At 68.6% G+C, this 20,897-nt stretch carries 19 protein-coding genes; 5 read left to right on the forward strand and 14 right to left on the reverse strand.

Translation table 11 applies throughout. The features are described 5' to 3' along the window. The first annotated feature begins 5 nt into the window (after positions 1-5). From FZ033_RS22210 to FZ033_RS22220, 3 genes are all read left to right on the forward strand, one after another. The gene (locus tag FZ033_RS22210) at positions 6-1,412 is read left to right on the forward strand and encodes an NAD(P)(+) transhydrogenase (Re/Si-specific) subunit beta (protein ID WP_149578249.1); all 1,407 of its coding nucleotides are present in this window, start codon (positions 6-8) and stop codon (positions 1,410-1,412) included. A gap of 184 nt (positions 1,413-1,596) precedes the next feature. Then, positions 1,597-3,015, forward strand: a complete 1,419-nt coding sequence (locus tag FZ033_RS22215) for an exopolysaccharide biosynthesis polyprenyl glycosylphosphotransferase (RefSeq protein ID WP_149578250.1) — start codon at positions 1,597-1,599, stop codon at positions 3,013-3,015. Between the two features lie 8 nt (positions 3,016-3,023). Further along, positions 3,024-3,998, forward strand: a complete 975-nt coding sequence (locus FZ033_RS22220) for a glycosyl hydrolase family 18 protein (RefSeq protein ID WP_232847615.1) — start codon at positions 3,024-3,026, stop codon at positions 3,996-3,998. 102 nt (positions 3,999-4,100) lie between these two features. Here FZ033_RS22220 and FZ033_RS22225 read toward each other — a convergent pair whose 3' ends face one another. Further along, positions 4,101-4,625 (reverse strand): HAD family hydrolase, encoded by a 525-nt coding sequence (locus tag FZ033_RS22225; RefSeq protein ID WP_149578251.1) that lies wholly within the window; start codon positions 4,623-4,625, stop codon positions 4,101-4,103. 300 nt (positions 4,626-4,925) lie between these two features. Here FZ033_RS22225 and FZ033_RS22230 point away from each other — a divergent pair, with 300 nt between their 5' ends. Continuing rightward, positions 4,926-5,726 carry an FkbM family methyltransferase gene (locus tag FZ033_RS22230; RefSeq protein WP_149578252.1) on the forward strand — a complete coding sequence of 267 codons (801 nt, stop codon included), beginning with the start codon at positions 4,926-4,928 and terminating at the stop codon, positions 5,724-5,726. Between the two features lie 120 nt (positions 5,727-5,846). On the opposite strand, the gene FZ033_RS22235 is transcribed toward FZ033_RS22230, so the two are convergent. From FZ033_RS22235 to FZ033_RS22265, 7 genes are all read right to left on the reverse strand, one after another. Continuing rightward, complete coding sequence (locus FZ033_RS22235; protein WP_232847616.1) at positions 5,847-6,686, reverse strand: FkbM family methyltransferase; 840 nt, start codon at positions 6,684-6,686, stop codon at positions 5,847-5,849. 216 nt (positions 6,687-6,902) lie between these two features. Continuing rightward, positions 6,903-7,928 (reverse strand): acyltransferase family protein, encoded by a 1,026-nt coding sequence (locus FZ033_RS22240; RefSeq protein ID WP_149578254.1) that lies wholly within the window; start codon positions 7,926-7,928, stop codon positions 6,903-6,905. A 29-nt stretch (positions 7,929-7,957) separates the two neighbouring features. After that, positions 7,958-9,385, reverse strand: coding sequence for a hypothetical protein (locus FZ033_RS22245; RefSeq protein ID WP_149578255.1), 1,428 nt, complete (start codon positions 9,383-9,385; stop codon positions 7,958-7,960). Further along, positions 9,382-10,173, reverse strand: a complete 792-nt coding sequence (locus FZ033_RS22250) for a WecB/TagA/CpsF family glycosyltransferase (protein ID WP_232847617.1) — start codon at positions 10,171-10,173, stop codon at positions 9,382-9,384. The genes FZ033_RS22245 and FZ033_RS22250 overlap by 4 nt, the downstream gene beginning before the upstream one ends. A 163-nt stretch (positions 10,174-10,336) precedes the next feature. Continuing rightward, on the reverse strand, positions 10,337-11,197 hold the full coding sequence (locus FZ033_RS22255; protein ID WP_149578257.1) for a polysaccharide biosynthesis/export family protein: 861 nt from the start codon (positions 11,195-11,197) through the stop codon (positions 10,337-10,339). A gap of 284 nt (positions 11,198-11,481) precedes the next feature. Beyond that, positions 11,482-13,596 carry a GumC family protein gene (locus FZ033_RS22260; RefSeq protein ID WP_149578258.1) on the reverse strand — a complete coding sequence of 705 codons (2,115 nt, stop codon included), beginning with the start codon at positions 13,594-13,596 and terminating at the stop codon, positions 11,482-11,484. A gap of 146 nt (positions 13,597-13,742) precedes the next feature. Then, on the reverse strand, positions 13,743-15,038 hold the full coding sequence (locus FZ033_RS22265) for a lipopolysaccharide biosynthesis protein (protein ID WP_149578259.1): 1,296 nt from the start codon (positions 15,036-15,038) through the stop codon (positions 13,743-13,745). Positions 15,039-15,444: 406 nt separating this feature from the next. On the opposite strand from FZ033_RS22265, the gene FZ033_RS22270 reads away from it, so the two are divergent. Beyond that, entirely contained in the window at positions 15,445-15,936 is a 492-nt protein-coding gene (locus FZ033_RS22270) for a hypothetical protein (RefSeq protein ID WP_149578260.1), read from the forward strand. Positions 15,937-15,950: 14 nt separating this feature from the next. On the opposite strand, the gene FZ033_RS22275 is transcribed toward FZ033_RS22270, so the two are convergent. The 6 genes from FZ033_RS22275 to FZ033_RS22300 form a co-directional block, all read right to left on the reverse strand. Then, positions 15,951-16,199 carry a hypothetical protein gene (locus FZ033_RS22275; protein ID WP_149578261.1) on the reverse strand — a complete coding sequence of 83 codons (249 nt, stop codon included), beginning with the start codon at positions 16,197-16,199 and terminating at the stop codon, positions 15,951-15,953. 193 nt (positions 16,200-16,392) lie between these two features. Further along, positions 16,393-17,178, reverse strand: coding sequence for a succinate dehydrogenase iron-sulfur subunit (locus tag FZ033_RS22280; protein WP_149578262.1), 786 nt, complete (start codon positions 17,176-17,178; stop codon positions 16,393-16,395). Between the two features lie 105 nt (positions 17,179-17,283). Further along, a complete protein-coding gene (gene sdhA, locus FZ033_RS22285) occupies positions 17,284-19,119 on the reverse strand; it encodes a succinate dehydrogenase flavoprotein subunit (RefSeq protein WP_149578263.1) in 1,836 nt (611 codons plus the stop codon). Position 19,120: 1 nt separating this feature from the next. Further along, positions 19,121-19,528: a succinate dehydrogenase, hydrophobic membrane anchor protein gene (gene sdhD / locus FZ033_RS22290; protein ID WP_149578264.1), complete on the reverse strand. Its 408-nt coding sequence runs from the start codon at positions 19,526-19,528 to the stop codon at positions 19,121-19,123. 10 nt (positions 19,529-19,538) lie between these two features. Continuing rightward, on the reverse strand, positions 19,539-19,940 hold the full coding sequence (gene sdhC, locus FZ033_RS22295; protein ID WP_149578265.1) for a succinate dehydrogenase, cytochrome b556 subunit: 402 nt from the start codon (positions 19,938-19,940) through the stop codon (positions 19,539-19,541). Positions 19,941-20,198: 258 nt separating this feature from the next. Then, the gene (locus tag FZ033_RS22300; protein WP_188079634.1) at positions 20,199-20,888 is read right to left on the reverse strand and encodes an OmpW/AlkL family protein; all 690 of its coding nucleotides are present in this window, start codon (positions 20,886-20,888) and stop codon (positions 20,199-20,201) included. Positions 20,889-20,897 lie beyond the last annotated feature (9 nt).

Here is a 20,897-nt window from a genome sequence, read left to right on the forward strand (position 1 = left end):
AGCACATGAACGCGAATTTCGCTGCCCTGCTCTACCTGGTCGCAGGCATTCTCTTCGTCCTGGCCCTGCGTGGCCTCAGCCATCCCACCACCTCGCGGCAGGGCAACCTGTACGGCATGGTGGGCATGGGCATCGCCGTCCTCACCACGCTGGCGCTCTCGCCGCCGTCGGACCTCATCGGCTGGGTGCTGGTGCTGGCCGGCATCGGCATCGGCGGCGGTGTCGGCGCGGTGGTGGCCAAGCGCATCGCCATGACCCAGATGCCGCAGCTGGTCGCCGCCTTCCACTCGCTGGTGGGCATGGCCGCGGTGCTGGTGGCGGCTGCCGCCCTCTACGCGCCGCGCGCCTTCGGCATCGGCGATCCGGGGCACCTCCACGGCGCCAGCCTGGTGGAGATGTCGCTGGGCGTCGCCATCGGCGCCATCACCTTCACTGGCTCCATCATCGCCTTCGCCAAGCTCAACGGCAACATGAGCGGCAAGCCGATCATGCTGCCGTCGCGCCACTTCATCAACGCCGGCCTCGGCATCCTGCTGCTGGTCCTGATCATCGCCTTCGTGCTCACCGGCTCGATCACGCTGTTCTGGATCATCACTGTGGTCTCGCTCATCCTCGGCGGGCTGCTCATCATCCCCATCGGCGGAGCGGACATGCCCGTCGTGGTGTCGATGCTGAACTCCTACTCGGGCTGGGCGGCGGCGGGCATCGGCTTCACCCTGGGCAACACCGCGCTGATCATCACCGGCGCGCTGGTGGGCTCCTCGGGCGCCATCCTGTCCTACATCATGTGCAAGGGCATGAACCGCTCCTTCATCTCCGTCATCCTCGGCGGCTTCGGCGGTGACGCCGCGGCGGCCGGCGGCGGCGCCCAGGTGGAAGCCCGCCCGGTGAAGAAGGGCTCGGCGGACGATGCGGCCTACATCATGAAGAACGCCGAGAAGGTCATCATCGTGCCGGGCTACGGCATGGCGGTGGCCCAGGCCCAGCACGCCCTGCGCGAAATGGCGGACATGCTGAAGGAGGAAGGCGTCGAGGTGAAGTACGCCATCCATCCGGTGGCGGGCCGCATGCCGGGCCACATGAACGTGCTGCTGGCCGAGGCCCAGGTGCCCTACGACGAGGTGTTCGAGCTGGAGGACATCAACTCCGAGTTCGCCCAGGCCGACGTGGCCTTCGTCATCGGCGCCAACGACGTGACCAACCCGGCGGCCAAGACCGATCCGCAGTCGCCCATCTTCGGCATGCCGATCCTGGACGTGGAGAAGGCGAAGACCGTCCTCTTCATCAAGCGCGGCATGGCGGCGGGCTATGCCGGCGTGGAGAACGAGCTGTTCTTCAAGGACAATACCATGATGCTCTTCGGCGACGCCAAGAAGGTGACCGAAGAGGTGGTCAAGGCCTTCGGCCACTGACCTGAGGCCTTGCGGGCCGTAATCCTCGAACGAGCCGCGCGGCGTGAGCCGGGCGGCTCTTTTCATTTGTACACATGTGGTGCCTTCCCCAGCTTGACTGCCAACGGCTTCTTCAGCAGAACGAATCCCGGTCGCGGCTCGGCTCCACGAGATCGAGCGCGTTCTGCCGGCAGGGATTGGCGCGATGACACGTTGGACCCACGGGCTCGTCAACCGCCTCGTCCTGTTGTGTGATGTCGCCATGGCGGCGTTGGCCGCCATCATCGCGCACGGGCGCTGGGATTTCCTGTCCTGGAGCCAGATGGCCATCCTCTGGGCCATCGGCGTCTTCGCCTTCGTCCAGATCCTGCAGACCGGCCGCGCCTATCGGGTCGAGCATTATACGCGCCCGCTGCGCCAGCTCGGTCACCTCGCGGTGGCCGGGGTGCCGGCCGGCGCGCTGCTGGCGATCTGCTACTACGCCATCATCCCCATCGGCTCGACCAACCTCGTTGCGCTGCTCGGCTGGGGCATCCTCACCGCGGTGACGCTGATCTTCGGCCGCTTCGTGCTGGTGCGTACGGGCGTGGCGCTGGTGAAGACCCGCGGGGTGCTGCGGCGCAATGCGGTGATCATCGGGGATCCGGCCCGGGCCCGCGACCTCGTGCGCCGCTACCGCGAGGAGGAGGGCGCGAACGGCCTCATCACCTTTGTAGGCATGTTCGACGAGGGGCACCTTCCGGGCGAGATGGCCCCGCCGCCGCCCGCGCCCGAGGGCGTTCCCCTGATGGGCGGGCTGGCCGAGCTGCTGGAATATGTGAAGCACAATCCGGTGGACATCGTGGTCGTCACCAAGAGCTGGGACGATCCCGCATCCATCAGCACCATTGCCAACCAGATGTACCAGATCGCCGCCGACGTCATCGTCGAGCTGGATCCCGAGCGCTTCATGCTCAACGACGCCCGGCTCACGCGCATCGCCGGCGAGCCCGCGCTCCAGGTGCAGCAGCAGCCGCTCAAGGGCTCGCTCGGGCTGTTGAAGGGCGTCGAGGACTACGTGGTGGCCACCATCGGCCTCATCCTCACCGCCCCCATCCTGCTGGTCGCCGCCGCCGCCATCAAGCTGGATTCCCCCGGGCCCATCCTGTTCCGCCAGCCGCGCGTGGGCCTCAACAACCGCGTCTTCTCCTGCTTCAAGCTGCGGACCATGCGGGTCGATCTGTCGGACGACGGCTCCAGGGGCACCTCCAAGGACGATCCGCGCATCACCCGCATCGGCGCCTTCCTGCGCTCCACCTCCATCGACGAGCTGCCCCAGCTGATCAATGTACTCCGGGGCGAGATGTCGGTGGTGGGGCCGCGGCCCCATGTGCCCAACATGCAGGTCGCCACCAACGTGCGCTACGAGGCGATCCGCCAATATGTGGCGCGCTACCGGATGAAGCCCGGCATCACCGGCTGGGCCCAGATCAACGGAATGCGCGGCGGCATCAACACCCTCGAAAAGGCCGAGCGGGGCGTGGAGCTCGACCTTTTCTACATCGAGCACTGGTCCATATGGTTCGACATCAGAATCATGCTGCTCACCATCACCAAGGGCATGGCCGGGCCGGCGGTCTTCTGATCGTCCTGGTGGTTTTGGTCCTGGGACTGTCGCCCGGCCGTGCCGGCGCGGCGGAGGGAGAGCAACGCCCGTTCCTCGCCTATCTCGCCTCCTGGGCCGAAGTCGCGACGCAGGACCCGGCCAAGACCCTGCTGGCCCGGCTGCCCGGCGCCATCTCCCACGTGGCGCTGGGCTTCGTGAAGCCGGACCTCGCCTATGCCGGGGACCTCGACCTGTCGGGCACCGGCCTCGCCTTTCCCTTTTCCGGCGCCGTCCTGAAAGCGGCCATCGCCGCGCTGAAAGCTGATCACCCGGACACCAAGGTGCTGCTGGCGGTGGGCGGCTGGGGCTATTTCGGCTGGGATGCGCGGGATTTCCGCGCGCTGGCGCAATTGGTGACGGATCTCGGCGCCGATGGCGTCGATCTCGACTATGAGACGGCGGATTCGGGCTGCGCCCGCACGCCGGACGGTCGCATCGCCTGCGCCGACGATGCCCGCGCCATCGCGGTGCTGGCCGATCTTCGGGCGGTGCTGCCCCGGCCCCATGTGGTGAGCCTCGCCGGCTGGAGCGTCGGCGCCTATGGCGAGGGCGCTTTCGCTGCCTCGCAGCCGCGCTACGGCCCCTATGTGGGCATGATGCGGGCGCTGCTGAAGTCGGAGGCGGCGCGGGGGCTCGATCTGGTCTCGGTCATGTCCTACGACGCCGGGCCCGCCTACCAGCCGCTTGAAGCTTTCCGCGCCTATCGCAGCCTGTGGCCGGGGCCGCTGGCGCTGGGGATCCAGGTCATGCCCTCGGATGCCGGCGGGCCGCGCTTCACCGTGGCGCGGACGGTGAACCTGCTTCAGGACGTCCTGTCCGATCCGAAGGCGGGCGCCATGCTCTACGGCCTCGGCCTGGTGCCGCCCGGCCCAACGGGGCCGGACAATCCCGACTATCGCAGCCTCACGCGCGCCATCTGCGTCAGCCTCGGCCTTGCCGGGTGCGACGCGCCGGTGCCCTGAGCGGGGCACTTTGTGCCAATGGCTCACGGGCCATTGGCCGAGCCCGCGCGGCATCTGAGCGTTACCCACTTGGCATCGGTCGGAGACAAAAGGCCGATGGTATTAAACCCGCGCGGAGCGCAGGCCGCGGGCGAAGGCGAGGAGATCGCCGCCGGGAAACAGATGGCCGGCGATGCCCGCCGCCGCCGCCGCTGCCATGTCGGAGGGCTGGTCGCCGATGAGCAGGCTGCGGTCGCGCGCCACCGGCCAGTGGTCCATGAGGTCGAGGATCATGCCCGGCGCCGGCTTGCGCCAGGGATGGACCGCGCGATAGGCCGGCACCGCCGCGTCCGGATGGAACGGGCAATAGCGCCAGTCGTCCACATGGGCGCCGACGGCCGCAAGCTCGCCCGCCATCCAGCCATGCAGGGCCGCGACCTCCGCTTCCCCATAATAGCCCCGGGCGACGCCCGACTGGTTGGTCACCACGAAGACGAGGTGGCCGAGCGTATTGAAGTGCCGCACCGCCTCGCGGGCCCCGTCCACCCAGCGGAAGTCCTTAGGGGCGTGGACATAGCCGGTATCCACGTTGAGGACGCCGTCCCGGTCGAAAAACACCGCCGGGCGGGGCGCGCGTGGGGCGTTCAATGCAACTTCTCCTGCGCTGTCGGGCGCGACCATAGAAAAAGCTGTCCTCTCCCGCCAGCCCATCAGGGGAGGCTTCCTCCCGCCAGGCGATGACGGGCGCCGAAGCCCGACCCGCCCGGATCAAAACCGTGCGTTAAAGCGTCGCCGAAGCCGGGCCTGCCTGCCGTCGCGCGCCGGCCGAAATCAAGGCCGGCCCCTTGCCTGTGCCTCCATTGTCTTCCCTCCCGCCTCTGCTATGAGAGGTCGATAGAGTGGCGAGAACGCCTTCCGGCGCGGCGGGGCGGCATCCGCAGGGAGCGCATGCTGAAATCCTTGAAGGCCATCCTCGAACGCCGCATGCCACGGGTCTTCGCACTGCTGTGCCCGCTGGTGGATGCGCGCGCCGCCCATGACCCCGACAGCGAAGTCCGGCTTCTGCCGCTGCTGGTGGCGCCCGGCGACACCGTCTGCGACATCGGCGCCAACCGCGGGCTCTTCACCTACTGGCTGCTCAGGCACGGCGCGCGGGTGCTGGCCTTCGAGCCCAACCCCTCCCTCGTGCGCATCCTGAAGCTGCGGTTTCCCGGCGAGATCCGCTCCGGTGCGCTGACCCTGTTCGAGACCGCGTTGAGCGCCGACGCGGGCGCGGCGGTGCTGCACATTCCGCGCGACCTGTCGCCGCTCGCCACCCTCGACGGCGACCTCGCGGCGGGTCCGACCGAGGACGTGCATGTCCCCATGGCGCGGCTCGATGCCTGCGTGACGGCGGATGTGAGCTTCATCAAGCTCGACGTGGAGGGCCACGAGGTGAAGGTGCTCCAAGGCGCGCGGGGGCTCGTCGCGGCGAGCCGCCCCACATTCCTGATCGAGGCGGAGGAGCGCCACCGGCCCGGCGCCGTGGCGGCGGTCCGGCAGGTGCTGGACCCCTTCGGCTATCGCGGCTTCTTCCGGCTGGGGCAGAAGATGCGGCCCATCGCCGAGTTCGATCCGGCCGTTCACCAGTCGGTCGCGGCGCTGGAGCCGGACGGCACGCGCCCCCGCAAGGGCGCGCTTTACGTGAACGATTTCTATTTCGCGGCGCGGCCCGACATCATCGCACGCCTGGAGCGCTGGCAGGGCTGAGCCCCCCGCTCTCCAGCTTATACCAACGGCCCGTGAGCTTGACTCACGGGCCGTTGGCCAAGCCCGCGCGGCGCTTGAGCGAACCCACTTGGCATCGGTCAAGGACCGAGGCCGATGGTATTAAGCGAGAGGCCGGCCCTGGGGGTGGAGCGCCACATAGTTCCCGAAACGGGTGGGGCGGGTTGCCAGCGGGGTCAGCGTGCCGTCGTCCTGGAGCTGGAAGAAGCCGTAGCCGAGCGCGCCGAGCGCCACCCAGGCCGCCGCCGGATCGCCGCCGTCCTTGAGCAGGGTGGGGCAGTTCATCTCGAAGATGACGGCAGGGTGGAACCGGCCCAGCGTCCCGGCGGCGCCCTTGATCACCCGGTCCTCCGCGCCCTCCACGTCGATCTTGAGGCAATCCACGCGGGACAGGCCGAGGTCGGCGGCGAGGCGGTCGAGGGTGGTGATCACCACTTCCTCGCTCTCGCTGCTGGTGCCGTCATTGATGAGGGAGAAGGCCTGCGGGTCATCGCCGAGGGGATTGTGGAACAGCACCGCCTTGCCCTCCGTGTCCGAGATGGCCTTGGGCACGATGGTGACGTTCCTGAAGCCGTTGAGGGCGAGGTTGTCGGCGAGCTGCCGGCCGGCGACGGCGCCCGGCTCGGCCGCCACCACCCGGCTGGCGAAACTGGCCGCCTTCAGGGTGAACAGGCCGATATTGGCGCCCACGTCCACGAACACGTCGCCGGGGCGCAGGAACTTCTCAAGGTAGCGCACCTCCGGCTCCACCTTGTCGCGCAGCAGGAACACGCTGGTGGTGGTGAAGCGCAGGTCCGCCGGCAGCTTCAAGCGGGCGCCGCCGGGGGTGATCTGCGCCACCGGGCTGCGGCCGAGGGCCACGTGGGCCGCGAGCGAGATGGCCCGGCCCGTGACAGTGAGCGGTGCCTCGCGGAAGGCCGGCTCGTTCACGAGCTTTTTCACGCGTCTCCACATGTCACTGCCCCCTTGGCTTCATCATCGCACGGCCCGCATGGCGCGTGCTCCGGCCGGACGCCGGGAATAGACAGCCCCGGCAACGCTTCGGCAAGCGCGTGCAACCGCTTTTTTGCGTACCTGTCGCCGTCGGACTTTGGTTCAGCCCGCGCAGCGCTTGAGCGAAACCCTCTCGGCTCCGGTCGAAGGCCGGGGCGGTTGGCATCATGTCGCGGCCCGGCTGGCCCGGGGCCGCGCGCTCATGAGCCGCAGCAGCGGCTTCTCGACCACCAGATGCACCGCGATGGCGACGACAATGGCCGCGCCCACGCCGGCGATGGCGCAGGCGACGAAGGCGAGCGGCGACGGCTGCGGAAGGTGCACGAAGACCTGTCCCACGGCCGAAAGCACCATGCCGTGCACCAGATAGAGCGCATAGGAGGCATCGCCCAGCAGCACGAACGCGCCGATGCGCTTCACCGGCCGCGCCCGCTCCAGCACGAGGGCGCCGGCCACCACCATGGCGGCGGGGATGCCCCACTGGATCACGCGCGTTTCAAGCGCCACATCGCCCTGCGCCAGCAGCGACACGAAGCCGGCGGCAATGAAGACAAAGCCCCACCCCCGCGCCAGCGCCGGCCCTTCCAGATACCAGAGGCCCAAAGCGAGGCCGAAGACGAACTCCAGCATGATGGGCGCGGTGTAGAAGGCGAGGAAGGCATTCTCGCTGGGCACTGCCCGGCCGAGGACGGCGAGCCCCGAGAGGAAGAGGGCGATGGCCGGCAGGCGCGCGCGCCCGGGCAGCAGCAGCGCCACGCCCCACAGCAGATAGAAGAACATCTCGTAGTTCAGCGTCCATCCCGGAACCACCAGCGGCTCCAGGGTGCCGAGCACCGGATGGCGCGCCGGGAGGAACAGGTAGGAGGCGAGGATGTGCCAGGCGTCCGCCTTGCCGCTCTTCACCAGTTGCGGCGCCACCAGCAGCAGCGCGAGGCTCGCCGTGGTCACGATCCAGTAGAGCGGGACGATGCGGATGATGCGCTTGACGTAGAAGCTCAAAGTGTAGCTGTCCCGGCCGCGGGTCGTGACCAGCATCAGGAAGCCGCTGAGAACGAAGAAGATGTCGACGCCCGCCGCGCCAGATTGCGGCCATGGCGCTGTGAGCCCGAGGCGCGACAGCGGCGCCCCGAGGTGGAACACCACCACCATGAGGCTGGCCACCGCCCGCAGATATTGCAGGGATTCAAGCATGCCGCATCCCTGCGGTGTGCTGGGCGCGGTCAGCCGGCACGTGCGGTTGCTCCCGAGCGTCCGAGGGTCACGCGGCGGATTCCCACGGGTCGGCCGAGGCCGAAATGGCGGGGTTCGCCCGGCGGCGGACCGGGCGGCAGCGCGCGCCGGCGCCGGTCGAGATAGATGGTGAGCGCCATGACGACGCCAAGCTCTCCGGGCGTGAACACCACCGAATACACGGCGGAGCTTATGATCAGATACAGCACGTAGTCGCTGAGGGCGAGGGCGAAGGGGTCGTCGAGGCCCCGCGTCAGCCGGAACGCCGTGGCGAAGCACCAGAAGTGCAGCACCGCGAGCAGGACGGCGCCGATGATGCCGTATTCGAAGACGACGCCGATCCATCCCAGGTCCGCGATGAAGAACTGGTCGTTGCCGAAGATGTCGTTGAGCGTCACCGTGCTGAAGCGCGTGGTGGCGCCGACCCCGAAGATCCAGCGCAGCGGATCATCGCCCAGAAAGGCGAAGGCCAGCGCCGAGGAATTCTGCCGCACCGAGAGCGAGGCGCCGAACGCGTCCTGCGCATCGCCGGAGCCGCCGCCGGGCAACAGGCCGAGCTTGCGCCCCACCAGGAACAGCCCCACCGCCGTCGCCGCCAGAGCGAGCCCGATGACGATCCGGCGCGCCCGCTGCGGCAGCGACATGGCCATGCCGAACGCCACCACCACCAGCGCGGCGGCGATGGCGGCGCGTTGCTTGTAGATGAGCAGCATGGGTGCGAAGGCCAACGCGACGCCGAGCCCGTAGAGGATGTTGCGCCGGAGCACGAAGGCGCGGGACAGGAAGAACACCAGGATCATGCCGAAGAACATGGGCATGTAGACCCGGTAGCCGCGCTCCAGGTCGAACAACAGCAGCTTGCTGTCGGCGGGATTGTCCGCATACCAGGATGTGGGCGCGACCAGATAGATGATCACCATCAGGAAGAAGGTCGCCGCCCCGAGACCCAGCACTGCCTTGCGGATGCTCTCCGGCGGCACGGCGAGCAGCGCCAGCACGGCCGACAGGCTGAAATAATAGGTGAAGGGCCACGCCTTGATGGTGGTGGTCAGCGCGTCGAGGAAGCCGTTGCCGAGCTGGATCACCGAAACCATGGGCGTGAAGCCGAGCCCATAGGCCAGCACCACCAGGAACATGCGTCCCACCGGGAGCTTCAGCCGGACCATGCCGTAGAGCGCCAGCGGCAGGGTCAGGAACGGCCAGGCCTTCGACAGCAGGTAGGGCGCCGGATACTCGTTGAGATAGTAGAAGACCTGCGCGAACAGCGGCAGCGTCGCCGCGAAGGCGAGCTTGGCGAGCACGTGCGTGCCAGTGTCGAGAGCCGGCGCCATGCCCGAGGCGCTGCGGCGCAGGGGGATGACCACGCGGCGGCTCGGTGGATCCCGGGGCGGATCCCGGCTCGCGGGCTGGTCGGTCACGGTTCTCCGTCCCCGCCGCGCCGCATGCCGTAGGCGGCGGGATCGCGCTTTGCCTTGGCGGCGATGAGGAAGATAGGCAGGGAATCCACGAACACCCGCTCGAAATGGGTGCTGGGGCTCTGCGCCAGCCGGTACAGCCATTCAAGGCCCAGCCGGCGGAAGGCGGGGCTGGCGCGCTGGACCAGGCCCGTGAGGAAATTGAGCGCGCTGCCCACGCACAGCCCCGTGCCCACGGCGCCGCCGCGCCGGGCGATCATGTGGGCGAGATATTCCGAGCGCGGCGCCCCCACCACCAGGAACACGTAGCGCGCGGGATGGTCGATGACGAACTGGATGGCCGCTTCCACCGCGGCCGGATCGTCGATGAAGCCCATGGGCGGCACGTGAAGATGGAGCGTGCGGATGCCGTAGCGCGCCATCAGCCGGCGCTTCATCTCCTCGCTGCCGCCGATCACCGTCACCGGGTCGTCGGGCTGGATGACGTGCTCGAACAGCTCGGCGGTGAGGTCGCTGCCGGGACACAGCGGGATGTCGAGGCCGAACAGGCGTTCCGCCAGCAGGTGGGGCACCGCGCCGTCGAGCACGTTGAGGCCGGCATCCGCCAGCGCGGCGGCGAAGCGCTCGTCCTTGCGGGCGTTGAGCCGCACCAGATGGGAGGCGTTGGAGGTGATCACATAGCTGAAGGCTGCGCCCAGGGGTCGCGCGCCGATGACGCGCGCGGCGCCGGGCACGTCGAGGCAGGCGAACGGTGCGCCGAGGAAGGTCTCGGTGCGGAACTGCGTGTCCATTTCAGATGCCGCGCGCATGCGTGATCGACGCCTCTGGTCGGCGCCCTCCCGGCGCCGGACTGTCATGAAACCCGGCGCGGGGGCAGGCGCGCCCGATCAGTCTACAGCGCGAGCCGAGCGAAGGGACGACCGGCTCGCGTGAAAAAGACATCAACTTAAGAGGTTACGGCAGGATCGAGGTTCCGCCGCCGGTGGTGGAATAGGAGCCGATCGTATAGCTGAACTGGCGCTGGAACGGCACCACCTTGTTGATGAACTGGTCGATCCACAGATTGACCTCGGCGATGGACGAGCGCGGCACATAGATGATGTCGCCGCTCACCAGCGGCACGTCGTTGGCGTCGAACCCGGTCTGGATCACGTCGCGCACATTGACGAGGCGCAGCATGGGCTCGTTGTTGGGGCCGCGGCGGATGAGCGCCACCTGCCCGGTGCGCGAATCTTCCGTGAAGCCGCCGGCGAGCAGGATGCCCTGGAGCACGCTGGTGCCCATGTCCGCGAGCTTGAAGGCGCCGGGATGGGCCACCATGCCGCCCACATAGACGCGGGCGGAGGAGGCCTCCTCCAGCGCAACCACCACCTTCTGGTCGGCCAGCTCCTTGCGTGATTCGCGGCGCACATAATCCTGCACGCCCGAGAGGGTGGAGCCTTCCACCCGGATCTGGCCGATGGCGCGGGGCGCGATGGACCCGTCAGGGCTCACGGTCAGGTCCTCGTCCATCTCGCGGGTGATGAAATACTTGATCTTGATCTTGTCGCCCGGTCCCAGCCGATAGCTCGGCACCTGGTCGTTCCAGGGCTTGAAGCGCTCCGCGTTCACCTCGGTGAAGCGCAGCTCGTGCCCGGTGGTGAAAGGCTCGGTGCCGGTGCTCTGGGAACTGGCGATGGCGGCGCAGCCATTGAGCGCGAGGCCCAATCCCAGCAGGGCGAGCGCTGCCCTGCGCCTTGCCCCCCGCGCCCGAAGTCGGTCGTCCCGGGCCGGGCCGCGAGCGGTGTTCACCACGCCGCATTCTGGCAAGACCATCGACCAACTCCCGCGCCTAATCGTATTCAAAAGGTTAATGCGGAGATTTTCCGGCATGGGCGGACCGCTCTGGACGGCGCGCAAATGGCAAATCTCCGGCGAAAACCCTCGAACGTGGTAAAGCGACCCTAAAGCGGCGTGGTTAACGAAATGCTTAACGATGGTGCCTCGAAACCGATGGCGGATGATGCGGCGGTGACGATGCGCCCACGCCACGGCGGCCCGCATCCGCGCATGGCGGGCGGAAGCGGGCACTGCGGTCGTCGCAACGGGAAGGCGTGCGGTCAGGCGCGGTGATAGAGCCAGTTCGGCAGGTAATAGCGCCGGCCGAGGAAGACGAGGCCGATGGTGAGGCCCCCGCTCTCGGCCACCTGGTCACGCAGGCGGAGCACCGCCGGCTGGCGCGACTTCTCCGCCTGCACCGCCAGGATGTTGGCATCCACCAGCTGGCAGAAACGCTGGGTGACAAGCGAGGCGCCGGGCAGGTCCGACGAGATGACGACGCAGTCGAAGGCGCGGCGCAGCTCGGCCATCATCAGTTCCGCCTCGGCGATGGGCAGGCGGAAGTCGAGCAGCGGCGAGCGCTCCGCGTCGGCGGCGGCCCACAGCAGGGGCACCGGCGTGCCGGTGACCGCGATGCCGCCGCGCACGTCGCCGCCGCCGGCGGCGAGCGGGTAGGGCGCTGCGCTGGAGAGGTCGATCAGCAGCGTGCGCAGCTGGCGCCGGGCGGCGAACTCCTCCGCCAGCCGCCGGGCGAGCCAGGGCAGGGCGTCATCGGCATCGGGGGCGAGGAAATGCAGGACCCGCAGCGGCTCCTCGTCGATGCGGGTATCGAGCAGCAGGGTGGCGCAACTGCCGATGGCTTCATCCGTGCCGGCATTGCCGGGCCGTTCCGCCTCGGCATCGAACACCGCGAGCACCGGCAGGCCGAGCGCGCGCTCGGCCTCGGCGGGGGTGACGAATGAGGTGCGCAGGCTCGAGGCGAGAGCCCCGGCCGCGCCACCGAACAGGATCGCGGCGAACAGCCCCGCCGCCACCAGCGGCAGTGCCAGCGACCGCTTGGTGACCGCCGAGCCGGCCTCCTGCACCACGCGCACCGCGGACTGGCGGGACTGGGCCGCCGCCTCCTCGATGGCGGCGGCCACGGCCCGGCGCTGATATTCGCGGAAGCCTTCGCCCAGCGAATCGCGCTTGCGGTTCAGCTCGATCAGCGGCGTCTCGGCGGCGCGCAGGGCGGCGAGGCGCTCCTCGGCGAGGCGCTGCTGCTGCACCAGCTCGCCTTTCTGCCGGCCGAGGGAATCCTGCTCCACCTTGAGGCTCAGGATCATGTTCTGGATGTAGTTGACCTGCGGGTTGCGCACTGCCCGGTCGGTGGAATAGCGCCGCTCCGAGCGGGTCTTGATGCGCGCCCGGATGGTGGCGATCTGGCGATCGAGGTCGCGCAGCAGCTGGCTGCCCGGGGCATATTGGGACGCCACCCGGTCGCGCTCCAGCAGCAGCTTGGAGAGGGTGTTGTTGTCCTCGTCGCCGGGCAGGGCGTCGGTCTTCTCGGCGAAGTCGAACACCGAATCAGGCAGGGCCGCGAACTGCTTCTCGGCCTCGGTCACCTGGGCGGCGACGGCCACCTCGCGCTCGGCCACCTGCCGGCGGCGCTGGAGGATGCTGTCCACCTGGTTGGAGGCGAGAATGGCGTCCTGGGCGAAATCGATGATGCCGGCCTTGACCTTGAGCTGCTCGATCTCCCGGTCCACGGCGGTGAGGTCGCTCTGGAAGCGGTTCACCTCCAGCATCAGGATCTTGGCGGTGGGGTTCTCGAACAGGCGGCGGCGGGCGGCGAGATAATTCTTCACCAGCGCGTCGGCGGCGGCGATGGCCACGTCGCGGTCGGGATTGGTGAAGCTCACCTTGATCACGTTGGAGCCGGATTGCACCGAGGCGCGCAGGCTGGCCTGGAAGCGCTCGACGGCCTTGTCCATCAGGTCCTTGTCGGAGCTGAACAGGCGGGTGATGGCGGCGAGCCGTCCCGGTGGGAACAGCCGGTCCACGCCGATCTCGACCACCGTGGCGCGGGCGACGTCCGCGCTCTCGATGATCTGCACTTCCGATTCGACCTGCTTCAGGCCCTCGATGCTGAGCACGGCGGGGCCGGTGTCGGTCACGTTCTGGGCGTTGGACACCTCGCGGCTCACGATCACCATGAGCAGGCTGGAGGCGGTGTATTCGGTGCGGCTGGTCGCGGCCACCGCCAGCGCCACCACGAGCGGGATCAGCCCCGCCAGCAGCACGATGCGGATGTGGTAGAAGGCGGCGATCAGGAAATCGCGCAGGGTGAAGGCGGGCGGCGTGGATCCCGTGGCCGGTTCCGTGGCGCCGGTCTGGGCCGCCTGCGGCATCAACATGCGTCCCCCTGCTTCACGCCCGGCTCCCGTGTCCGACCCTTGCTGCGGCGCGGACGGGAGGCTTTCCCCACCGTGCAACGCCGCGCTTACTTTACCGTTAAGAGAGGGTTGCGTCCGGCGTGAGGCGCGACCGCTCTCGTGGTGGATCAGAACGCCTGCGGCATCAGCCTGCGCACCATGAGGCTGGCGCCGATGGCGAGCTGAGCCGCGAACACCGCCGTGGCAATGGCCGCCCCGATCATGCCGAAGGGCGGGATGAGCAGCACGCACAGCGCGCCGCAGACCACGGTCTGCCCCAGCGTGAGCCAGCGCAGCACGCTGCCGTGGCCGGCCATGGCCAGCACGATCTCCTGGCACGGCAGCAGGCAATAGACCAGCTGGCCGACGCCGAGGATGACCAGCGCCGTGGCCGCGATCTCGAATCCCGGTCCCACCAGATGCAGCACCTGCGCCGGCGCCAACACCATCACCGCCACCACGGGCGTGCCGAAGACCGCCACCGCCAGCCGCACCCGGCGGTTGAGCTGGCGCAGCTCGGTCCATTGCCCCTGCCGGTGCCGGGCGGCAAACGAGGGGGCGGCGACGCTGCCGATGGAGGTGCTCACCACCCACACCAGCATGGAGATGCGGTTCGCCACGCTGAAGGCGCCCACCTGGGACGGCAGGCCGAAGGTGGCAAGCAGCAGCACCGGCAGGGACGGCAGCAGGATCTGCACGATCTCCACCACCGAAAGCGGCGCCGCCGTGCGCCACAGTGCCGGCAGGGGCGTGCCCGGCGGCGTATCCGTGTGGGTGTCCACGAAGCGGTGGCGCTCGCGGAAGAGCAGCACTGCGCCCACCACCGTGGCCGCCACATTGGCCCCGGCCAGGGCATACAGCAGCCCGTCGAGGGAGGTGACGCCCGCGACCACCGCCGCCAGTGTCAGCACCGGCCACAGGCCGTTCTGCACCAATTGGCCCGCTGCGCCCTTGTGGAGGCCGAGCAGCGCGTTGCCGATGAAATAGCAGGCGGCCTGGGGCAGGATGACCAGGGTGGAGAGCAGCAGCGGACGGGCGGCATCGGGATCGCGGAACACATAGTCCGCCAGCGGCTGGGCGAAGGCGGCGGTGAGCGCCGTCACGGCAAGGCCGAGCCCTAGCACCGCGCCAAGGCCGACGAGGAAGGCATGCCCCGCCGCCCGGCCCTTGCCCACGGCCAGCTCGGCGGCGAGATGGCGCACCACCGCCCGCTCGAACCCGCCCCGCGACACCGTGGCCAGCACCCCCACCACCGTGAGGCAGAGGAAGAAATAGCCCGAATCGTGCACCCCCAGCGCCCGTGCCCCGAGCATGTAGAGCCCGAGCTTGCCCACGAGTTCGAGGCCGCGGGCCATCATGGCTCCGGCATAGGTGCCGTAGGTCCGGAGAAGGGTGACGAAGGAGGGGGACGGCGTCGCGGTCACGGCTGTGTCCGGCCAGCGGCGATGGTTCGCCGCGCGTCGGGCGGGCAGTTCCGGGTGAGCTCGGCTTGGGATGGTTTCGTGATCATACCGGCCTTGCTCACCCCTGTTCCCCGTCCGTGGCCTTGATCTGGAGCATGTTGGCGCGAAATGCACGCCGGCTCGGGTGACGAACGTGCGATGAAGGCAGAGATAGAGCATGTCCCACGAACCGGCGTGAACGGAAAATGCGCGCGCGGCGCTCTACACTGCGGCCTACGCCTTCGCGCCGGACAGGGCTTGGCGCAGGCGGTGATTTCCCCGCGCCGGGTCCGGCTCTCTCATGGGAGCCATAATGCCCGCGGGCGGCGGAGGAAAGCGGCCGGGCCGGGATTGTTGATCGTGGTGCAGCAGGGGAGCGGGGCCTGGAATGGTCGTGGGGATCGGGATCGGCACAGGGCACAAGAGCGGAAGCGCGGCAGGTCCGCGCGGCCCGGTGCGCCGGCGCGTGGGGCGGGCCATCGTGACGTGGGCGCTGATGATGCTGACGCTTGTGACCGCGCTGGTCGGGGCTGGTGGGGCCATCGCCCAGCAGGCCCCCATGCAGAGCCTTGAGGGCCTGCCGGCGCGACCGCCGGTTGATCCGGACGTGGACCCCTATCCGTTCGACCCGTTCCTGTCGCTGCGCAGCTATCTCAGGCAGCGCCTGCTGGCGGGCTGGTGGGCCCGCGACCCGTCCTATGAGGCCGGTGTCTTCGCGGTGGTGGTGCATATTCCCGAAAGCTGGCGGGGCAACCCCACCTCGGCCATGCTGCGCCTGTGCCCGGAACCGTCCAGCACCCTGTGGGAGCGCATCCAGGTGGTGGAGCTGCGGCCCTTCTATCGCCAGAGCCCGTGGCCAGCGGCCACCTGCCGGCGCTGAAGAACCCGGCCGCTTCAGACTTCGTCGCGCAGGGAGCGGTGGATGTGGACCGGCGCGGCCGGCGCCAGATGGCGGCCGGAGTGACGCTCCAGCCCGATCAGGGCGGCGATGGCCACGAAGCCGAAGAAGACGATGCTGCTGGCGGTGGTGAGGGTAAGCACGGCGCTGCCGAGGACCACGACCGTCTCCGACGGGCGGGCGATCAGAGCTGCGAGGAGCGCGAGGCCGAGGATCGCCAGCACAAGAACGCGAATGACCGACATCTCGCCTCCTCCGGCAATCTCAAGGTTGACGGGGAATTTTTAACACGGAATGCGCGGGGTTGAGAAGCGGTGTCCGTTTGGCGCCGGATGCGGTGTGCCGCCGGTCCCACCTTGCGAGGCGCCAGCCAAGCAAAAGGCCGCCACGCCAGAGGCGGGCGGCCTTTCGAAAAGGCGTGATCGCGATCGCGTGCCGTCAGATCTGGCGCTCGACCATCATCTTCTTGATTTCGGCGATGGCCTTGGCCGGGTTGAGGCTCTTCGGGCACGCCTGGGCGCAGTTCATGATGGTGTGGCAGCGATACAGCCGGAAGGGATCTTCCAGATAATCGAGCCGGGAGCCGGTGCGCTCGTCGCGGCTGTCCTTCAGCCAGCGGGTGGCCTGGAGCAGGGCCGCCGGGCCGAGGTAGCGGTCGCCGTTCCACCAGTAGCTCGGGCAGGAGGTGGAGCAGCAGGCGCACAGGATGCACTCGTAGAGGCCGTCCAGCTTCTCGCGATCATCCTTGGCCTGGCGCCACTCCTTCTCGGGGGGCGGGCTGTCGGTCTGCAGCCACGGCTCGATGGAGGCGTGCTGGGCGTAGAAATGGGTGAGGTCCGGCACCAGGTCCTTCACCACCGGCATGTGCGGCAGCGGGTAGACGTTGACCACGCCCTTCACCAGCACCTCGTCCATGCCCTTGGTGCAGGCCAGCGTGTTGGTGCCGCCGATGTTCATGGCGCACGAGCCGCACACGCCTTCGCGGCAGGAGCGGCGGAAGGTGAGGGTGGGGTCGACGGTGTTCTTGATCCAGATCAGGCCGTCGAGGACCATGGGGCCGCAATCCTCGCGGTCGACATAATAGGTGTCGACGCGCGGGTTGCGGCCATCGTCCGGGTTCCAGCGATAGATGCGGAACTCGGTCAGCGTCTTGGCGCCCTGCGGCTTCGGCCACACCTTGCCGGGCGTGATCTGGGAGTTCTTCGGGAGGGTGAGCTCAACCATGGGACGTCCTGGAACGCTGGAGCGGTAACCGCCCGCAGGATTTCTGGCCATGGCCGCGCGCGGTGGGCGTTTCCGCCCGTGCCGCGCGCGGTCGCGATGACACGATCAGTACACGCGCTTCTTGGGCTCGATGTACTGGATGTCGTTGGACAGCGTGTAGGTGTGCACCGGCCGGTCATCGAGCCGCACGTTGCCGGATGCGGTATCGAAGTAAGCGAGGGTGTGCTTCATCCAGTTCACGTCGTCGCGATCCGGGAAGTCCTCGCGGGCGTGGCCGCCGCGGCTTTCCTGGCGGGCGTTGGCGCCCTCCATGGTGACGATGGCCTGGGCGATGAGGTTCTCGAACTCGAGCGTCTCGATGAGGTCCGAGTTCCACACCAGCGAACGGTCGGTGACGCCGATGTCGCTCGCGCCCTTGTAGACGTCGTGGATCAGCTTGCAGCCTTCCTCCAGCACCTCGCCGGTGCGGAAGACGGCGCAGTTGCTCTGCATCACCTTCTGCATGGCCAGCCGCAGCTCGGCGGTGGGGGTGCCGCCGGAGGCGTAGCGGGCCGCGTCCAGGCGGGACAGGGCGAGGTCGGCGCTGCCGGCCGGCAGCTCGCGGTGCTTCTCGCCGGGCTTCACCAGCTCGGCGGCGCGCAGGCCGGCCGCGCGGCCGAACACCACGAGGTCGATGAGCGAGTTGGAGCCAAGGCGGTTGGCGCCGTGCACCGAGACGCAGGCGGCCTCGCCGATGGCCATGAGGCCGGGCACCACCGTGTCGGGATCGCCCGAGCGCTTGTCCAGCACCTCGCCGTAATAGTTCGTGGGGATGCCGCCCATGTTGTAGTGCACGGTCGGGATCACCGGGATCGGCTCGCGGGTCAGGTCCACGCCGGCGAAGATCTTCGCGCTCTCCGAGATGCCGGGCAGGCGCTCGTGGAGGATGGCGGGGTCGAGATGGTCGAGGTGCAGGAAGATGTGGTCCTTGTTCTTGCCGACGCCGCGGCCCTCGCGGATCTCCATGGTCATGGAGCGGGAGACCACGTCGCGGGAGGCAAGGTCCTTGGCCGAGGGGGCATAGCGCTCCATGAAGCGCTCGCCCGCGGAATTGGTGAGGTAGCCGCCCTCGCCGCGGGCGCCCTCGGTGATGAGGCAGCCCGAGCCGTAGATGCCGGTGGGATGGAACTGCACGAATTCCATGTCCTGCAGCGGCAGGCCGGCGCGCAGCACCATGCCGCCGCCGTCACCGGTGCAGGTGTGGGCGGAGGTGGCGGAGAAATAGGCGCGGCCGTAGCCGCCGGTGGCGAGCACCACGAGATGGGCGCGGAAGCGGTGGATGGTGCCGTCGTCGAGCTTGATGGCGATGACGCCGCGGCAGCGGCCATCCTCATCCATGATGAGGTCGATGGCGAAGTATTCGACGAAGAATTCCGCGTGGTGCTTCAGCGCCGCCCCATAGAGCGTGTGCAGCATGGCGTGGCCGGTGCGGTCCGCCGCGGCGCAGGTGCGCTGGGCGGTGCCCTTGCCGTAATGGGTGGTCATGCCGCCGAACGGGCGCTGGTAGATCTTGCCGTCCTCGGTGCGGGAGAAGGGCACGCCCCAGTGCTCCAGCTCGTAGACCGCGGCCGGCGCGTTGCGCACCATGTATTCGATGGCGTCCTGGTCGCCCAGCCAGTCCGACCCCTTCACGGTGTCGTACATGTGCCATTCCCACTTGTCCTCGCCCATGTTGGCGAGGGAGGCGGCGACGCCGCCCTGGGCCGCCACGGTGTGGGAGCGGGTGGGGAACACCTTGGTGATGCAGGCGGTGCGCAGGCCGGCTTCCGAGCAGCCCACCACGGCGCGCAGGCCGGCGCCGCCGGCGCCCACCACGAGCACGTCGTAGGTGTGGTCCTCGATGGGGTAGGCAGCGCCGTTGATGCCGGGCGCGGCGGCCCCGTTGGTTGCGGTGTCGGCCATGTCAGCCTCCCAGGCTGATCTTGAGCACGGCGAAGGCGCCGGCGAGGGCAATGGCGATGCTGAAGAAGGTGTTGGCCACGATGAGCAGCACCTTGAGCGCCTCGCCGTGGATGTAGTCCTCGATCACCACCTGCATGCCGATGCGCATGTGCGTGGTGACCGACAGCAGCGTCAGCAGGATGACCACCGCCACGAACGGATGGCCGAGGGTGGCGCGCGTCGCCGCGTAGCTGGAGCCGGCGAGGCTGATGACGATCGCGATGAAGGCAATCATCAGGATCAGGTTGGCGAGGCCGGTGACGCGCTGCTTGAAGAAGTGGTCGGTGCCGGAGCGGGCGGAGCCGAGGCCGCGCACGCGGCCGAGGGCCGTGCGCATGGGGGCGTGTCCGGAGGACGGGGTGTTGCTCATGTGATCCTCCTCAGCCCTTCACGGCCAGGCCGACGACCCACAGGATCACGGTCAGCGCCACGGAGGCGGCCAGGCTGGCCTTGGCGAGGAGCACGCGCTCCTGCGGGCCGAAGCCGTGGATGAAATCCCAGATGAAGTGGCGCACGCCGCCGAAGGCGTGGTGCAGCAGGGCCCAGGTGTAGCCGAACAGCACGAGGAGGCCGATGGGCGAGCCCGCCACCGAGCGGAAGCTCTCGAAGGCCGAGGGGGAGGTGGCGGCGGCGAGCAGCCACCAGACCAGGATCGCCGTCCCGAAATAGAGCCCGACGCCGGTGATGCGATGCACAATGGACATCATCATCGTAAACAGCGGGCGGTAGATCTGTAGGTGGGGCGAAAGGGGGCGATCAATGCGCTGAGGGCTGTCGGCCATGGGGCCTCCTCCAAAAAATCGACCGATCAGGTATCTCAATCGTCGACACTTCGCAACGATTCCAAAGCACCTTGGCGGGGCTTTAAAACCGGATACGAGGCGTACCGCAATTGGATGATCGTTGCATGCCGCTTTTGCGTCGCGGCGGATTGCTGCGCTGCCAACGTTTCGGGCGCGCGCGTGGGTGCGCTGCACGCGCGAAAAAAAACAGCGCCGGAAGACCGGCGCTGTTCTGGAGGTCAGGTCTGGAAGGACCGATCAGAAGCGGTAGGTGACGCCCGTACCGAAGATCCAGGGGTTCAGGTCGGCGCCGCCGGTGAGGTAGCTGCCGCCGACGGTCTGCAGGGTGAAGGAGGGCTCCAGGAAGAGCTTCTTCACGTCCACGTTGATGCCCCAGTGACGGTCGATCATCCAGTCGAAGCCGGCCTGCAGGGCGAGGCCCCAGGTGTCGTGCACGTCGACGCTGGCGAACGCGGGGTTCTTGGCGTCCTGATTGAAGAACACGGTGTAGTTCACGCCCGCCCCGATATAGGGCTTGAACGGCCCGAAATCGGTGAAGTGGTACTGCAGGGTGAGGGTCGGGGGCAGCAGCCACACCTTGCCCACCTGGCCGAGGCTGCTGATGGTGCCCGAGCCGTTGATGTCGTGGGGGGTGACGCCGAGGATGAGTTCGGCCGCGATGTTCTTGGTGAAGTAGTAGGTGATGTCGAGTTCCGGCACCACCGAGTCGGAATAGGTGAGGCTGGAGCCGAGGACGCCGTTCACGGACCCGCCGTTCTCCGGCATCACGTACAGCGCGCGAACGCGGATCTGCCAGGGGCTCAGGGCCTCCTCGACAACCGGGGCCGCCTTGTAGACCGGCGTCGACAGGTCCGCCGCCACCGCGCCGCCCATCGAAAAGGCGGCGAAGCCCGCCGCAACAATGGCACCCAGACCGAACTTCTTCATTGCCCCGCT

The organism is Xanthobacter oligotrophicus (genome assembly GCF_008364685.1).
GTDB lineage: Bacteria > Pseudomonadota > Alphaproteobacteria > Rhizobiales > Xanthobacteraceae > Xanthobacter > Xanthobacter oligotrophicus.

What these genes read in the sequence shown, in the direction of transcription:
- sdhC (WP_149578265.1), bottom strand. Translation starts at nt 19,940, where the DNA reads ATGGCCGACAGCCCTCAGCGCATTGATCGCCCCCTTTCGCCCCACCTA.
- FZ033_RS22240 (WP_149578254.1), bottom strand. Translation starts at nt 7,928, where the DNA reads ATGCTTGAATCCCTGCAATATCTGCGGGCGGTGGCCAGCCTCATGGTG.
- FZ033_RS22280 (WP_149578262.1), bottom strand. Translation starts at nt 17,178, where the DNA reads ATGGTTGAGCTCACCCTCCCGAAGAACTCCCAGATCACGCCCGGCAAG.
- FZ033_RS22275 (WP_149578261.1), bottom strand. Translation starts at nt 16,199, where the DNA reads ATGTCGGTCATTCGCGTTCTTGTGCTGGCGATCCTCGGCCTCGCGCTC.
- FZ033_RS22215 (WP_149578250.1), top strand. Translation starts at nt 1,597, where the DNA reads ATGACACGTTGGACCCACGGGCTCGTCAACCGCCTCGTCCTGTTGTGT.
- FZ033_RS22210 (WP_149578249.1), top strand. Translation starts at nt 6, where the DNA reads ATGAACGCGAATTTCGCTGCCCTGCTCTACCTGGTCGCAGGCATTCTC.
- FZ033_RS22255 (WP_149578257.1), bottom strand. Translation starts at nt 11,197, where the DNA reads ATGGTCTTGCCAGAATGCGGCGTGGTGAACACCGCTCGCGGCCCGGCC.
- sdhA (WP_149578263.1), bottom strand. Translation starts at nt 19,119, where the DNA reads ATGGCCGACACCGCAACCAACGGGGCCGCCGCGCCCGGCATCAACGGC.
- FZ033_RS22230 (WP_149578252.1), top strand. Translation starts at nt 4,926, where the DNA reads ATGCTGAAATCCTTGAAGGCCATCCTCGAACGCCGCATGCCACGGGTC.
- FZ033_RS22260 (WP_149578258.1), bottom strand. Translation starts at nt 13,596, where the DNA reads ATGTTGATGCCGCAGGCGGCCCAGACCGGCGCCACGGAACCGGCCACG.
- FZ033_RS22250 (WP_232847617.1), bottom strand. Translation starts at nt 10,173, where the DNA reads ATGGACACGCAGTTCCGCACCGAGACCTTCCTCGGCGCACCGTTCGCC.
- FZ033_RS22300 (WP_188079634.1), bottom strand. Translation starts at nt 20,888, where the DNA reads ATGAAGAAGTTCGGTCTGGGTGCCATTGTTGCGGCGGGCTTCGCCGCC.
- FZ033_RS22270 (WP_149578260.1), top strand. Translation starts at nt 15,445, where the DNA reads ATGGTCGTGGGGATCGGGATCGGCACAGGGCACAAGAGCGGAAGCGCG.
- sdhD (WP_149578264.1), bottom strand. Translation starts at nt 19,528, where the DNA reads ATGAGCAACACCCCGTCCTCCGGACACGCCCCCATGCGCACGGCCCTC.